Here is a 14,281-nt window from a genome sequence, read left to right on the forward strand (position 1 = left end):
AATTATATGCGATATTTCGAATGTATTAATCGAGGGCGCCACGATGACAACGATTGTAGAGACCCCGGCCAGTCGGCTGGCAATGTTCCCGGTCACGTTCTTTGCGGTGGTAATGGGGCTTGGCGGGCTGGCGCTGGCGCTGCACGCGGCGGCCGCGCCGCTGGGCCTTGGCCCGGCGCTGTCGGGAATCGCTTTCGCCGTGGCGGCGGTGGTTTTTGTGCTGATCTCGGTGATCTACCTGACCAAGGCGGTGCGCCACCCGGGTGCCGTAGCGGCGGAATGGCATCACCCCGTCAAGCTGGCGTTCTTTCCGGCGATCTCTATCTCGCTGCTGTTGCTGGCCACGTCGGCGCTGACCCACGCGCCGGGGCTGGCGCTGCCGCTGTGGCTGGCGGGCGCGGCGCTGCATGCGGTGCTGACCGTCACCGTCGTTTCGGGCTGGATCGGCACCCGCGCCTTTCAACACGGGCACCTGTCGCCGGCTTGGTTCATTCCGGCGGTGGGCAATGTCATCGTGCCGATCGCCGGCGTGCCGCTGGGGTTTGTCGAGCTCAGCTGGTATTTCATGGCGGTGGGGCTGGTGTTCTGGAGCGTGCTGTTGACGCTGGTCTTCAACCGGCTGGTGTTCCATGATCCCCTGCCCGGGCGGTTGCAGCCGACACTGGTGATCCTGATCGCGCCGCCGGCGGTGGCCTATCTGGCCTGGATGCGGCTGACGGCAGAGACCGGGCCGTTTGCGCTGATCCTGCTCAACAGCGCCTATTTCTTTGCTCTCGTGGTGGCGGTGCAGTTGCCGCGCATCCTGCGTCTGCCCTTCGCCATGTCGTTCTGGGCGCTCAGCTTTCCCATTGCGGCAATCGCCATTGCCAGCTTTGCCCATGCCGGCAATACCGGCTCGGACGTCCACCGCCTGATCGGGGCAGGGCTGCTCGCGGTGTTGGTCATCGTCATCGCCGGGCTGAGCATTCGCACGCTGCGGGCGGTGGCGCGCGGGGAAATCTGCCAGCCGGATTAGGCCGCCAGCCGCCGCGCCGCGCGCGCATGACAATGGCGGGCGGGGCTTGACCTCGGGCCGGGGGCGGCGCAAGTGCTGCGGCAGACGCTGCCCGAGGAGACCGACATGACCGCCGACCGTTCGATCCTGATCGCCCCGTCCATCCTGTCCGCCGATTTTGCCGATTTCGGCCGCGAGATCCGCGCGATCGAGGACCAGGGCGCTGACTGGGTGCATGTCGACGTGATGGACAACCACTTCGTGCCCAACCTCACCTTTGGTCCCCAGGCGGTAAAGGCGTTCCGTCCGCATGTGAAAACCTTCATGGACGTGCATCTGATGATCTCGCCGGTCGATCCGTCCATCGAGTCCTATGCCGAGGCGGGCGCCGACATGATCACCGCCCATGTCGAGGCCGAAAGCCATATCCACCGCACCGTGCAGGCGATCCGCGCCACCGGCTGCAAGGTGGGCATATCGCTCAACCCCGCCACGCCGCTGGATCAAGTCGAATACCTGCTGGATGACGTCGACATGGTGCTGCTGATGACGGTCAACCCCGGCTATGGCGGGCAGAAGTTCATCACCAGCGGTGTCGAAAAGACCCGCCGGCTGAAGCAGATGATCGGCGACAGGCCGGTACTGATCCAGGTCGATGGCGGTGTAACGACCGAGACCGCGCCGGCGGTGGTGGCTGCCGGGGCCGATGTGCTGGTGGCCGGATCGGCCGTGTTCCGCGGCGGGTCGGTCGACAAGCCCGACGTTTATGGCGCCAACATCCGCGCCCTGCGCGAGGCGGCACAGGCGGCGATTTAGGCTGTTCGTGGCTGGAGCCATGCCCGGAACCAAGCCGCGCGTTGCGCGGCGCCAGGCAGCGCCCGACCGCGCCCCGGGCGGGCGCTTCTGCTGCGTCTGGTCACCGATCCAACCTGCGATGTGGCGGCGCCATAAAGTGACAGCCTCTTAGCGTTGTCAGCGCCCACCCGCGGACGGTCGCCGCCCGGCGCCGCGCCTTGCTTTCCCAAGCCGGCCTTTCGTTCCGGGCCTGACCGGTGCTACGGTGCCGCCAGGAAACGGAGCGAACCATGACCACCGCGGACAGGCTGACATCGGAAATCGAGGCGCGGCGCGATGACCTGGTGGCGCTGTGCCAGTCTCTGGTGCGCATCCCCACCGTCAACCCGCCGGGCCTGAACTACCGCGAAATCTGCGACCTGCTGGACCAGCGGCTGAGCGGATCGGGCTTCCAGACGGAACTGATCCGCGCGACCGGCGCGCCCGGTGACAGCGACAGCCAGCCGCGCTGGAACATCGTCGCCCGGCGCGAGGGGCGCCATCCCGGCCCCTGCGTGCATTTCAATTCGCATATCGACGTGGTCGAGCCCGGCCACGGCTGGACCACCGATCCATTTGGTGCGGAACTGCGCGACGGGCGCGTCTATGGCCGTGGCACCTGCGACATGAAGGGGGGGCTTGCCGCCAGCATCATCGCCGCCGAGGCCTTTATCGCCGCCTGCCCCGATTTCGCTGGCGCGGTCGAGATTTCCGGCACGGCGGACGAGGAATCAGGCGGCTATGGCGGCGTTGCCTACCTGGCCGAACAGGGCCGGTTCAGCCCCGGGCGGGTGGATCATGTGATCATCCCCGAGCCGCTGAACAAGGATCGTATCTGCTTGGGCCATCGAGGCGTCTGGTGGGCCGAGATCGAGACAAAGGGCGAGATCGCCCACGGGTCCATGCCCTTTCTTGGCGACTGCGCGGTGCGCCACATGGGGGCCGTCATCGCCGAGATGGAGACGAGCCTTTTCCCCGCGCTGGCCGAAAAGCGCACGGACATGCCGGTGGTGCCCGAAGGCGCGCGCCAGTCGACCCTGAACATCAACTCGATCCACGGCGGCGCAGCCGAACCGGAAGAGGGCTATACCGGCCTGCCCGCCCCTTGCGTGCCCGACCGCTGCCGCATGGTGATCGACCGCCGTTTCCTGATCGAAGAGGACATAGCCGAGGTGCAGGCCGAAATCCGCGCCGTGATGGAGCGGGTGCGCAAGGGCCGGTCAGGGCTGGATTATGAGATAACGGAGCTTTTCCGCGTCCTGCCCAGCATGACAGATGCCGACGCCCCGGTGGTGACCGCCGTCGACCGCGCCATCGCACAGGTATTTGGCCGTCCGGCGACCCATGTCGTCAGCCCCGGCACCTATGATCAGAAACATATCGACCGGATTGGCAAGCTGAAGAACTGCATCGCCTACGGCCCCGGCATTCTGGATCTGGCGCACAAGCCCGACGAATATGTTGGGGTCGAGGACATGGTGCAGTCGGCCCGGGTGATGGCGCTGGCGCTGGCGGATCTGCTGGGCGCGGACTGAGCCTGCCCCGGCTCGGGGCGGGGCGTGAAACGGGTCCGACCTGGCGAAACAGCCCTCAGACGGCGATATTGTCGATCAGGCGAACCCCGGCCAGCCAAGCGGCCGCGAACAGCCGCGCGGGCCGTGTGGGCGTGTCGAGCTGCGACAGGTCGTCAGCCGCGCGCAGGTCCAGGTAATCAACGCCGGTAAATCCCGCACGTTCCAGCCGTGCGATGGCGGCGCGCTGCAATTCCTCGAATGCCTGCCCCTTGGCCAGCCCCTCGGCAATGCCTTCCATCTCTTCGAACAGGCGCGGCGCGATGGTGCGGGCGCGATCCGACAACAGCAGGTTGCGCGAACTCAGCGCCAGCCCGTCGATGTCGCGGATGGTGGGGCAGCCGTGGATGGTGATCGGCAGGTCGAGGTCGCGCGCCAGCCGGGTGACCACCTGCAACTGCTGAAAGTCCTTATCCCCGAAAAACGCGTCCGTCGCGCTGGTCTGGGTGAAAAGCTTGGTACAGACCGTCGCCACGCCGTCGAAATGGCCGGGGCGGTGGGCGCCCTCCATCACGTCGGTCAGCCCGCTGACCGAAACCGTGGTGGCAAAGCCGTCGGGATATATCTGTTCGGCCCCGGGGGCATAGAGCGCGTCGATCGAAAAGCGCGCCAGCTTGGCGGCGTCGTCCTCTTCCGTGCGGGGATAGCGGGCCAGGTCGTCGGGGTTGTTGAACTGCTTGGGGTTGACGAAGATCGTCACGATAACCCGGTCGCAGCGCGCCTTGGCCGCCTCGACCAGCGACAGGTGGCCGTCATGCAGCGCGCCCATCGTGGGCACCACGCCGATGGTTTCGCCCTGTCGGTGCCAGCCGCGTGTCAGCGCGCGCAGGTCGGGCAGGGTGCGCAGGATCGGTGGCGGGGTCATGACGCGGGGGCCTCGTCGGCGAAGACGTGTTCAGGCGCGGGAAAGCGGCGCGCGCGCACCTCCTCGGCATAGGCATGAATCGCGGCCTCGGCATCCTCGCCCAGCGTGGCGTAGCGCTTGACGAATTTCGGCTTGAAGGCGGTGAAGAGCCCCAGCATGTCGTCCACCACCAGAACCTGCCCGTCGCAGCCCGCGGATGCGCCGATGCCGATGGTGGGAATGCCGATGTCTGCAGTGATGCGGTCGGCCAGTGACGCCGGCACCTTTTCCAGCACCAGCGCAAAGGCGCCCGCATCGGCGAGCGCATGCGCGTCGGCCAAAAGTGCGTCACCGGCGGCGCCGCGACCTTGGACCTTGTAACCGCCCAGCGTGTTGATCGATTGCGGCGTCAGCCCGATATGGGCCATCACCGGCACGCCCCGGGCAGTGAGAAAGGCGATGGTTTCGGCCATATGCGCGCCGCCCTCCAGCTTGACCGCTGCCGCGCCGGTGGTGCGCATCAGGCGGGATGCGTTGCGGAATGCCTGTGCAGGACCTTCCTCGTAGCTGCCGAAGGGCATGTCGATGACCAGCATCGAGCGCGTCAACCCACGGGCGACGGCCTGTCCGTGCAGCTCCATCATTTCCATCGTGACGCCGAGGGTAGAGCTAAGCCCGTGCAGCACCATGCCCACACTGTCGCCCACCAGGACGAAATCGCAAATTCCGTCCATCAGCCGCGCCATTGGCGTCGTGTAGGCGGTCAGGCTGACGATGGGGGCGGCGGTTCCCTTCATCGCGCGGATATCGTCCGGCAGCGGGGCTGTCTTGCGGGTGGTGGCGCTCATGCGGGGTCTCGTATTGTTGCAATGCGGCGTTCCCTAGCAGGAGTGATGCCGAAAATCCACGTCTCTTTCTGCCCCCCGTTTCTGCCCCCGTTCGCGGGGGGAGGCGGAATGCACAACCTGCGCGGTTTCCGGCGCGTCTCGCCCTTGCCGGGTGGGCGAAGGCATGAGGGTCGGTATTCGTGAAAGCATCCGGGAAAGGTTGAACGTTTGCCGGTTTACTGTGACACTCACCCGCGCAACGCAGGGATGCGCGACGCGCGCAAGGAGGAGAGCCGGGATGAAACCTTTTCGCATGGCCATGCTGGCGGGCGTGATGACGATGGCGGCGATGGCCGCGCATGCAAAATCCAGCCTTGTGGTCGGTCTGCAACTGGAACCGCCGCACCTCGACCCCACCAGCGCCGCCGCCGGCGCGATAGACCAGGTGCTTTATGCCAATGTCTTCGAGGGGCTGACACGGTTCGGCGCCGACGGGTCGGTTGGCCCCGGCCTGGCCGAAAGCTGGGACATATCCGAGGATGGCCTGATCTATACCTTTCACCTGCGCGCCGGCGTCAGCTTTCACGATGGCACGACATTCGACGCGCGTGACGTGAAATTCAGTCTGGACCGCGCCCGCGACGAGAACAGCCAGAACGCGCAAAAGGCGCTCTTTTCCGGCATCGAAAGTGTCGAGGTCGTGGATGATCTTACCGTGCGGGTCACGCTGTCGGCGCCCGATGGCGGTTTCCTGTTCAACATGGCCTGGGGCGATGCGGTGATCGTGGCGTCCGAAAGCATCACCGAGATCAAGCAAAAGCCTGTCGGCACCGGCGCCTTCCGGTTTGAAGACTGGGTGCAGGGTGACCGCATCACGCTGGTGCGCAACCCCGATTACTGGGGCACGCCCGCGCAGCTGGAGGAGGCGACGTTCAAGTTCATCTCCGATCCCACCGCCGCCTTTGCCGCCGTGATGGCCGAAGATGTGGACGCTTTCCCGGGCTTTCCGGCGCCGGAGAACCTGCCGCAGTTCGAGGCCGATCCACGATTCCAGGTGCTGGTCGGGTCAACGGAGGGCGAGACGGTTCTGGCCATGAACAACAAGCTGAAGCCGCTGGATGACGTGCGGGTGCGCAAGGCCATCGTTCACGCCATCGACCGGCAGGCGATCATTGACGGGGCGATGTTCGGCCTCGGCACCCCCATCGGCACCCATTTCGCGCCGCACCATCCCGATTATGTCGATCTGCTGGACCAGTCTGCATACGACCCCGAGCTGTCGAAAAAGCTGCTGGCAGAGGCAGGGTATGCGGACGGGTTCACCACCACGCTGAAATTGCCGCCGCCGTCCTATGCCCGCCGGGGCGGAGAGATCATCGCGGCACAGCTGCGGGCGGTCGGGATCGAGACCGAAATCACCAACCTGGAATGGGCGCAATGGCTCGAAGAGGTGTTTCGCGGCAGGGATTTCGGCCTGACCATCGTCAGCCATACCGAACCCCTCGACATCGGCATCTATGCGCGCCCCGACTACTATTTCCAGTATGACAGCGCCGAATTCCAAGAGATGTATGCCGCGCTGACCGGCGAAACCGACCCGGCGAAACGGTCGGATCTGCTGGCGTCGATGCAGCGCCGGATCGCGGAGGATTACGTCAACGGCTACCTGTTCCAGCTTGCCACGCCGACGGTGGCGAACGCCAAACTTCGCGGGCTGTGGATAGACATGCCGACGCAGGCCATCGACCTGACCGGGGTCTACTGGACAGAATGACCGGCCATCGCCGGGCCGGTTCGGGACCGAAGCAACAGCAGGGGCGTGGATGCTGCGCTATGCACTCAGACGCCTGATCTCGCTGGGCGTGACGCTGCTGGTGGCATCGCTCGTGATCTTCCTGGCGCTCGAGGTGGTGCCGGGCGACCCGGCGGCCTACATGCTGGGCGTCAACGCGCGGCCCGATACGCTGGCGGCGCTGCGGGCCGAACTGGGGCTGGATCAGACGCCACCCGCGCGTTACGCGGCCTGGGTGGCGGGGATGCTGACCGGCGATCTGGGCCTGTCCTATACCTATCGCACGCCGGTGGTGGACATGATCGTCGAGCGATTGCAGGTCAGCCTGCCGCTGGCGGTCTATGCGCTGGCGCTGTCCACCCTCATCGCCTTTCCCGCCGGCATATGGGCGGCTGCGCGGCGCGGATCGGTCGTCGACGTGGTGGTGATGGGGGTGACGCAGCTGGGCGTGGCGATCCCGAATTTCTGGTTCGCCATGCTGATGGTGCTGGTCTTTTCCATCAACCTGCGCTGGTTTTCCGCCGGCGGCTTTCCGGGGTGGGAGGCCGGCGTTGGCCCGGGACTGAAGGCGCTGACGCTGCCCGCCGTGGCGTTGGCGCTGCCGCAGGCCAGCATCCTGGCGCGGATCATGCGCTCGGCGCTGATCGAGACCCTGTCGGAGGATTATATCCGCACTGCCCGCGCCAAGGGGCTGAGCCGGGGGCAGGCGCTGTGGCGACATGCGTTGCGCAACGCCATGATCCCGGTTCTGACCATCATCGGGCTGCAGTTTTCGTTCCTGCTGGCCGGGGTGATCATCATCGAGAACGTCTTTTTCCTGCCCGGCCTGGGGCGGCTGGTGTTCCAGGCGATCGCGGCGCGTGACCTGATCGCGGTCGAATCGGTGGTGATGTTTCTGGTCTTTGCCGTGGTGGTGGTGAATTTCGCGGTCGATCTGGCCTATGCCTGGGTCGACCCCCGGTTGCGGGGGCGGCGATGAAGGCGGGCCTGATCCTGGGCGCCGGGCTGGCCGGTGTCTTTGTCGCGGCGGCACTGGTGTCATTCGCCTGGGTGCCCCATGACATCGGCGGGGTCGACATCGCCGCCCGGCTGCGCCCGCCCGGTGCCGGGCACCTGCTGGGCACCGATCATTTCGGGCGCGACATCCTGTCGATGATCATGGTCGGCGCGCGCACCTCGATCGCAGTGGCGCTGGTCGCCGTGGGCATTGGCATCGGCGTGGGCGTGCCGCTGGGGCTGTGGGCGGCGGCGCGGCGCGGCAGCTGGGCGGACGAGGTGATCAGCCGCGCGGGCGACCTGATATTTGCCTTTCCCAGCCTGCTGATCGCGGTGATGATCACCGCCGTCTTCGGCCCCAGCGCGGTGAACGCGATCATCGCCATCGGCATCTTCAATATCCCGGTCTTTGCCCGTCTCGCCCGCGGTGCGGCGATGAGCCTTTGGACCCGCGACTATGTCCTGGCGGCGCGGGTCGCGGGCAAGGGGGGCTTTCGCATCAGCGCCGAACACATCCTGCCCAACATCGCCAACCTGCTGATCGTGCAGGGCACGATCCAGTTCAGCCTGGGCATCCTGGCCGAGGCAGGGCTCAGCTATGTGGGGCTTGGCGCGCAGCCGCCGGTGCCCAGTTGGGGGCGGATGCTGGCGGACAGCCAGACCATGATCGCCATCGCCCCGCACATGGCGCTGTTCCCGGGGCTGGCGATCCTGCTGACGGTGCTGGGGCTGAACCTGTTGGGCGACGGGCTGCGCGACCTGCTGGACCCCCGGCTGCGCAGGCGGCGGACATGACCCTGCTGTCGATAGAGGGGCTGGGGCTGAGCATCGGCGCCGTGCCGGTGCTTCATGATGTCTCGCTGACGGTGGGCAAGGGCGAGATCGTCGGTGTGATCGGTGAATCCGGCAGCGGAAAGTCGATGACGGCGCTTGCGGCGACGCGACTCTTGCCCGAGGGCGCGCAGGCGCGGGGGCGTATCCGGCTGGCCGGGCACGACATGCTGGCCCTGCCCGAGCGCCAGCTTTGCCGCATCCGGGGGCGCGATGTCGGCATGGTGTTCCAGGAACCGATGACCGCGCTCAACCCGCTGCACAGCATTGGCCGGCAGGTGGCGGAAACCATCCGCATTCACGAACGCACCAGCCGGGCGGATGCGATGGCGCGGGCCGCGCGCGCGCTGGAACGGGTCGAGATGCCGGCGGACCGCTTTCCGCCGGGGCGTTTCCCGCACGAATTGTCGGGCGGGCAGCGTCAGCGGGTCGGCATCGCCATGGCCATCGCCCTGCGCCCCAGGCTGCTGATCGCGGACGAGCCCACCACCGCGCTTGACGTGACCACTCAGGCCGGGGTGCTGCGCCTGATCCGGCGGCTGGTGGACGAAGACGGGATGGGCTGCCTGCTGATCAGCCATGACTTGGGGGTGGTGGCCGACATCGCCGACCGCATCGTCATCATGCGCGCGGGCCGCGTGGTGGAAACGGGCCGGTTCGACACCCTGTCGCACCCCTATTCCCAAGCGCTGCTGGAAGCATCGACCCATGTGGCGCCCAAGGATGCGCGCCCGGCCGGTGCGCCGCTGCTGCAGGTCAGCGGGGTGGTGCGCGACTATCCCGCCCCGCGCAGGGGCTGGTTGGGGCGGCCGGGCCAGTTTCGCGCCGTCGATGGGGTGAGTTTCGATGTCGCACGGGGCGAGAATGTCGGGCTGGTGGGCGGGTCTGGCTGCGGCAAGTCCACGCTCGCCCGTGCCATCCTGGGGCTGGAAGAGGTGCAGGCGGGGGAAATCCGGTTGGATGGGCAGCCGGTCTTTGACGGCCGCCGCGCCAACCGCGCCGTGCGCGGCCGCATGCAGGTGGTGTTCCAGGACCCGTATGGCAGCTTCAACCCCCGCCACCGGGTTTTGCGGCTGGTGGCCGAGCCGTTTCACCTGCTCGACGATGCCCCCCGCGGCGCTGCACGCGATGCCGCCGTGGCCGAGGCGCTGGAAAGCGTCGGCTTGGGTGCCGAGGACCGGCACAAGTACATCCACGAGTTTTCCGGCGGCCAGCGCCAGCGCATCGCCATCGCCCGCGCGCTGGTGATCCGGCCAGAGCTGATCGTTCTGGACGAGGCCGTCAGCGCGCTGGACGTACAGGTGCGGGCGCAGATCCTCGACCTGCTGGCCGATCTGGGCCGTCGCTTTGGACTGACGTATCTCTTTATCAGCCATGACTTGTCAGTGGTGCGCAATGTCACCGACCGGGTGCTGGTGATGCAGTCGGGCCGTATCGTCGAATCCGGTCCGACCGAACAGGTCTTTGCCAATCCCCGCCACGCCTACACCCGGTCGCTGATCGAGGCGGTGCCGGCGCTGCCCAGGGTTGGTTGAGGTTTTCATGCCGCCGTGCATATGCTGGCGGCAACGCGAGTATTTGACAGGAGGACAGGCCATGCGGCTGAAGGACAAGACTGCAATCGTGACCGGCGGCGCCAGCGGTTTCGGCGAAGGAATTGTTCGTCGGTTCCTGGAAGAGGGCGCGCAGGTGATGATCGCCGACATCAACGGCGATGGCGCGGCGCGGCTGGCCGAGGAACTGAACGCCTTTTCCTGCGCCGTCGACGTGTCCGACCCCGCCAGCGTGGCCGGTATGGCGCAGGCGGCGGACAAGACATTCGGCATGCCCGACATCTTCGTCAACAACGCCGGCGTCACCCACCTGCCGCAACCGATGGAAGAGGTGACCGAGGCCGATTTCGACCGCGTGATCGCGGTCAACTGCAAGTCGGTCTACCTGACCGCGCGCGCTTTCGTTCCGGCGATGAAGGAGCGCGGCAGTGGCGCGATCCTGAACGTCGCCTCGACCGCCGGAGTCAGTCCGCGCCCATGGCTGAACTGGTACAACGCGTCGAAGGGCTGGATGATCACCGCCACCAGGACGATGGCGGTCGAGCTGGCATCGGTCGGCATCCGCGTCAATGCGCTTAATCCGGTGGCGGGCGATACCCCCCTGCTGAAAAGCTTCATGGGCGAGGACACGCCTGAAATGCGGGCGAAATTCCTGTCCACGATCCCGCTGGGGCGGTTCTCGACCCCGCAGGACATGGGCAACGCGGCGGCGTTCCTGTGCTCGGACGAGGCCAGCATGATCACCGGCGTCTGCATGGAGGTCGATGGCGGTCGCTGCATCTGATCGCCCCCGCGCCGGGCCTGTTCATTCACAGGCCGAGCGATTATTGGGGTGGATGAGTTGAGCGTGAGGACAAGCGACGTGAAAACAGCATTGATCACCGGGGTCACCGGACAGGATGGCGCCTATCTGGCCGAATACCTGCTGGACAAGGGGTACGAGGTGCACGGCATCAAGCGGCGCACGTCGCTCTTCAACACCGCACGCATCGACCACCTGTTCGAGGGCGAGCCGGGCAAGACTGGCCAGTTCCAGCTGCATCACGGCGACATGACCGACAGCTCTTCGCTGACCCATATCCTGCAGGTGGTAAAGCCCGACGAGGTTTATAACCTTGCGGCGCAAAGCCATGTCGCCGTCAGCTTTGAGGAACCGGAATACACCGCCAATTCCGACGCCATGGGCGCGCTGCGCCTGCTGGAGGCGATCCGCTTTCTGGGGCTGGGCGACAAGACCCGGTTTTACCAGGCGTCCACGTCCGAGCTGTATGGCCTGGTGCAGGAAACGCCCCAGCGCGAGACGACGCCGTTTCACCCGCGTTCGCCCTATGCGGTGGCCAAGCTCTATGCCTACTGGATTACCGTGAACTATCGCGAGGCGTATGGGCTTTATGCCTGCAACGGTATCCTCTTCAACCACGAAAGCCCGATCCGCGGCGAGACTTTTGTTACCCGCAAGATCACCCGTGCGCTGGCCCGCATCAAGCTGGGCACGCAGGATGAACTGCGGCTGGGCAACATGGATGCCAAGCGCGACTGGGGCCATGCGCGCGACTATGTGCGGATGATGTGGCTGATGCTGCAACAGGACCGGCCCGAGGACTATGTCATCGCCACCGGTCAGCAGTATTCGGTGCGCGAATTCGTGGCCCGCGCGGCCGAGGTGCTGGGCATGACCGTCACCTTCGAGGGCGAGGGAGTGAACGAGGTCGGCCGCGATGCCGATGGCCGCGTGATCGTGCGCGTCGATCCGCAGTATTTCCGCCCGGCCGAGGTCGAAACGCTGCTCGGCGACGCCAGCAAGGCGCGTCAGCAACTCGGATGGGAACCCGAAACCGATTTCGACACGCTAGTGCGTGAAATGGCGCTGTCCGACATGGCAGAGGCCGAAGCGGAGATGCGCGCGCAGGCACGGAAATGAAGGTTTTCCTGACCGGCGGGCGCGGCATGGTTGGCCGCGCGATCCGCGAACATGCGGGCGCGCGCGGGCACCAGATCGTGGCCCCGACCAGTGACGAGCTTGACCTGACCGACCGCCCGGCGGTGATGGCGGCGCTGGCCGCCGAGCGGCCTGACCTGGTGATCCATGCCGCCGGCCGGGTGGGGGGCATCCAGGCCAATATCGCCCATCCCGCGGCCTTTCTGACCGAGAACATGGATATGGGACTGAACGTGGTGATGGGCGCGCGGGCAGCGGGGGTGACGCAACTGCTCAACCTCGGCTCGTCCTGCATGTATCCCCACGACGCGCCCAACCCGCTTGCCGAGGAAAGCCTCGGCCATGGCGCGCTGGAACCCACCAACGAGGGCTATGGCCTGGCCAAGCTGGCGGTGGCGCGGCTGTGCAGCTTTGTCGCCCGTGAACAGCCGGAGCTGGTCTATCGCACGCTCATTCCCTGCAACCTTTACGGGCTGCATGACAAGTTCGACCCGAAGGTGTCGCACCTGCTGCCCGCGATCATCCGCAAGATCCACGAGGCCAATACCCGTGGCGACGACACGGTCGAGATATGGGGCGACGGTACCGCCCGGCGCGAGTTCATGTTTGCCGCCGACCTTGCCGATGCCGTCTGGTACATGGCGGCGCGCATCGGCACTCTGCCCGATTGCCTGAACATCGGGCCCGGGCACGATCATTCGATCAACGACTACTATGCCGAGGCCGCGCGCGTGATCGGCTGGGAGGGTACGTTCACCCATGACCTTTCCCGCCCCGCCGGCATGCGGCGGAAACTGATGTCGGTCGAACGGCAAAAGGCGCTGGGCTGGGCGCCCGCGACCAGCCTGGCCGACGGCATCGCGCAGACCTATGCGCATTTTCTCGACCGTGTCGAAAGGGGCGAGGCATGAGTGACGACATCCGATTTCCGCTGGCGACCTCCAGCTGGGACGAACGCGAATATGCCGCCATTGATCGGGTGGTGAAATCGGGCATGTTCTCGATGGGGCCCGAAGTGGCGCGGTTCGAGGAAATGTTCGCCACTGCCATGGGCAGCGCCCATGCGGTGATGGTCAATTCCGGCTCGTCCGCCAACCTGCTGATGGTGGCGGCGCTGAGGTATCACTCAAACCACCGGCTGGAAGAGGGGGCAGAGGTGATCGTGCCGGCGGTCAGCTGGTCGACCACCTATTTCCCGCTGCACCAGTACGGGCTGCGGCTGGTCTTTGTCGATATCGACCCGCACACGCTGAATTTCGATCTCGACGCGCTGGCATCGGCAATCGGGCCGAAAACCCGCGCGATCATGGCGGTGAACCTGCTGGGCAATCCCAACGACTTCGACCGCATCAAGGCGCTGATCGACGGGCGCGACATCCTGCTGCTCGAGGACAACTGCGAATCGCTGGGCGCCGTCTATGGCAGCCGGCAGGCGGGCACGTTCGGCATCGCCGGCAGTTATTCGTCGTTCTTCTCGCACCACATCGCAACGATGGAGGGCGGGCTGGTCGTCACCGACGACGAAGAGCTTTACCACATCATGCTTTCCTTGCGTTCGCACGGATGGACCCGGCCTTTGCCAAAGGAAAACCTGGTTACCGGCACCAAGAGCGACGATCCGTTCGAGGAAAGCTTTCGCTTCGTGCTGCCGGGCTACAACCTGCGCCCGGTCGAGATGAGCGGCGCCATCGGGCAGGAACAGATCGCCAAGCTGCCGATGATCGTGACCGAAAGACGGCGCAATGCCGAAGCGTTCCGCGCGCTGATGCAGGGTTATCCGCAGTTGCGCATCCAGCAGGAAATCGGCCAGTCCAGCTGGTTTGGCTTTTCGATGGTGGTCGAGCCGGGCGCGCCCTTTTCCCGCGCCGATCTGATCGCCGCGCTGGGGCGGCACGGGGTCGAATGCCGGCCCATCGTGGCGGGTAACTTTGCCCGCAACAGCGTGGTCTCGCGCTATATCGACCATGCCATTCACGGCGAGTTGCGCAACGCCGACGATATCGACCGCAACGGGCTGTTTATCGGCAACCATCACTATCCGCTCGACGACCGCTGGCTGCTGTTGCAGGCCGCGCTGGACGAGGTGACCGGCTAGCGGGG

At 66.1% G+C, this 14,281-nt stretch carries 13 protein-coding genes; 11 read left to right on the plus strand and 2 right to left on the minus strand.

Translation table 11 applies throughout. The features are described 5' to 3' along the window. Window positions 1-43: 43 nt before the first annotated feature. The 3 genes from DL899_RS06580 to DL899_RS06590 all read left to right on the plus strand — a co-directional run bounded on the left by DL899_RS06580 (window position 44) and on the right by DL899_RS06590 (window position 3,363). Complete coding sequence (locus tag DL899_RS06580; protein ID WP_111733194.1) at window positions 44-1,015, plus strand: SLAC1 anion channel family protein; 972 nt, start codon at window positions 44-46, stop codon at window positions 1,013-1,015. 105 nt (window positions 1,016-1,120) lie between these two features. Then, on the plus strand, window positions 1,121-1,810 hold the full coding sequence (gene rpe, locus DL899_RS06585) for a ribulose-phosphate 3-epimerase (protein WP_111733288.1): 690 nt from the start codon (window positions 1,121-1,123) through the stop codon (window positions 1,808-1,810). A 269-nt stretch (window positions 1,811-2,079) separates the two neighbouring features. Further along, window positions 2,080-3,363, plus strand: coding sequence for an acetylornithine deacetylase/succinyl-diaminopimelate desuccinylase family protein (locus DL899_RS06590; RefSeq protein WP_111733195.1), 1,284 nt, complete (start codon window positions 2,080-2,082; stop codon window positions 3,361-3,363). Window positions 3,364-3,418: 55 nt separating this feature from the next. Here DL899_RS06590 and panC read toward each other — a convergent pair whose 3' ends face one another. Together panC and panB are read right to left on the minus strand one after the other, a co-directional pair. Continuing rightward, window positions 3,419-4,264 (minus strand): pantoate--beta-alanine ligase, encoded by an 846-nt coding sequence (gene panC, locus DL899_RS06595; protein ID WP_111733196.1) that lies wholly within the window; start codon window positions 4,262-4,264, stop codon window positions 3,419-3,421. Beyond that, window positions 4,261-5,091, minus strand: a complete 831-nt coding sequence (gene panB / locus DL899_RS06600) for a 3-methyl-2-oxobutanoate hydroxymethyltransferase (RefSeq protein ID WP_111733197.1) — start codon at window positions 5,089-5,091, stop codon at window positions 4,261-4,263. The genes panC and panB overlap by 4 nt, the downstream gene beginning before the upstream one ends. Before the next feature lie 277 nt (window positions 5,092-5,368). Here panB and DL899_RS06605 point away from each other — a divergent pair, with 277 nt between their 5' ends. The 8 genes from DL899_RS06605 to DL899_RS06640 all read left to right on the plus strand — a co-directional run bounded on the left by DL899_RS06605 (window position 5,369) and on the right by DL899_RS06640 (window position 14,276). Then, window positions 5,369-6,844 (plus strand): ABC transporter substrate-binding protein, encoded by a 1,476-nt coding sequence (locus DL899_RS06605; RefSeq protein ID WP_111733198.1) that lies wholly within the window; start codon window positions 5,369-5,371, stop codon window positions 6,842-6,844. Between the two features lie 49 nt (window positions 6,845-6,893). Further along, window positions 6,894-7,841 (plus strand): ABC transporter permease, encoded by a 948-nt coding sequence (locus DL899_RS06610; protein ID WP_111733199.1) that lies wholly within the window; start codon window positions 6,894-6,896, stop codon window positions 7,839-7,841. Then, window positions 7,838-8,653, plus strand: coding sequence for an ABC transporter permease (locus tag DL899_RS06615; RefSeq protein WP_111733200.1), 816 nt, complete (start codon window positions 7,838-7,840; stop codon window positions 8,651-8,653). The genes DL899_RS06610 and DL899_RS06615 overlap by 4 nt, the downstream gene beginning before the upstream one ends. After that, on the plus strand, window positions 8,650-10,224 hold the full coding sequence (locus DL899_RS06620; RefSeq protein ID WP_111733201.1) for an ABC transporter ATP-binding protein: 1,575 nt from the start codon (window positions 8,650-8,652) through the stop codon (window positions 10,222-10,224). The genes DL899_RS06615 and DL899_RS06620 overlap by 4 nt, the downstream gene beginning before the upstream one ends. 61 nt (window positions 10,225-10,285) lie before the next feature. Further along, window positions 10,286-11,026, plus strand: coding sequence for an SDR family oxidoreductase (locus DL899_RS06625; protein WP_111733202.1), 741 nt, complete (start codon window positions 10,286-10,288; stop codon window positions 11,024-11,026). A gap of 78 nt (window positions 11,027-11,104) precedes the next feature. After that, window positions 11,105-12,163 carry a GDP-mannose 4,6-dehydratase gene (gmd, locus tag DL899_RS06630; protein ID WP_111733203.1) on the plus strand — a complete coding sequence of 353 codons (1,059 nt, stop codon included), beginning with the start codon at window positions 11,105-11,107 and terminating at the stop codon, window positions 12,161-12,163. Then, window positions 12,160-13,092: a GDP-L-fucose synthase family protein gene (locus DL899_RS06635; protein WP_111733204.1), complete on the plus strand. Its 933-nt coding sequence runs from the start codon at window positions 12,160-12,162 to the stop codon at window positions 13,090-13,092. Before gmd ends, DL899_RS06635 begins: the two co-directional genes overlap by 4 nt. Further along, entirely contained in the window at window positions 13,089-14,276 is a 1,188-nt protein-coding gene (locus tag DL899_RS06640; protein WP_111733205.1) for a DegT/DnrJ/EryC1/StrS family aminotransferase, read from the plus strand. The genes DL899_RS06635 and DL899_RS06640 overlap by 4 nt, the downstream gene beginning before the upstream one ends. The last annotated feature ends 5 nt before the right edge of the window (window positions 14,277-14,281 follow it).

The organism is Roseovarius amoyensis, from assembly GCF_003260265.1.
GTDB lineage: Bacteria > Pseudomonadota > Alphaproteobacteria > Rhodobacterales > Rhodobacteraceae > Roseovarius > Roseovarius amoyensis.

What these genes read in the sequence shown, in the direction of transcription:
- DL899_RS06620 (WP_111733201.1), top strand. Translation starts at nt 8,650, where the DNA reads ATGACCCTGCTGTCGATAGAGGGGCTGGGGCTGAGCATCGGCGCCGTG.
- DL899_RS06590 (WP_111733195.1), top strand. Translation starts at nt 2,080, where the DNA reads ATGACCACCGCGGACAGGCTGACATCGGAAATCGAGGCGCGGCGCGAT.
- DL899_RS06580 (WP_111733194.1), top strand. Translation starts at nt 44, where the DNA reads ATGACAACGATTGTAGAGACCCCGGCCAGTCGGCTGGCAATGTTCCCG.
- DL899_RS06640 (WP_111733205.1), top strand. Translation starts at nt 13,089, where the DNA reads ATGAGTGACGACATCCGATTTCCGCTGGCGACCTCCAGCTGGGACGAA.
- DL899_RS06625 (WP_111733202.1), top strand. Translation starts at nt 10,286, where the DNA reads ATGCGGCTGAAGGACAAGACTGCAATCGTGACCGGCGGCGCCAGCGGT.
- DL899_RS06615 (WP_111733200.1), top strand. Translation starts at nt 7,838, where the DNA reads ATGAAGGCGGGCCTGATCCTGGGCGCCGGGCTGGCCGGTGTCTTTGTC.
- panB (WP_111733197.1), bottom strand. Translation starts at nt 5,091, where the DNA reads ATGAGCGCCACCACCCGCAAGACAGCCCCGCTGCCGGACGATATCCGC.
- rpe (WP_111733288.1), top strand. Translation starts at nt 1,121, where the DNA reads ATGACCGCCGACCGTTCGATCCTGATCGCCCCGTCCATCCTGTCCGCC.
- DL899_RS06635 (WP_111733204.1), top strand. Translation starts at nt 12,160, where the DNA reads ATGAAGGTTTTCCTGACCGGCGGGCGCGGCATGGTTGGCCGCGCGATC.
- panC (WP_111733196.1), bottom strand. Translation starts at nt 4,264, where the DNA reads ATGACCCCGCCACCGATCCTGCGCACCCTGCCCGACCTGCGCGCGCTG.
- DL899_RS06610 (WP_111733199.1), top strand. Translation starts at nt 6,894, where the DNA reads ATGCTGCGCTATGCACTCAGACGCCTGATCTCGCTGGGCGTGACGCTG.
- DL899_RS06605 (WP_111733198.1), top strand. Translation starts at nt 5,369, where the DNA reads ATGAAACCTTTTCGCATGGCCATGCTGGCGGGCGTGATGACGATGGCG.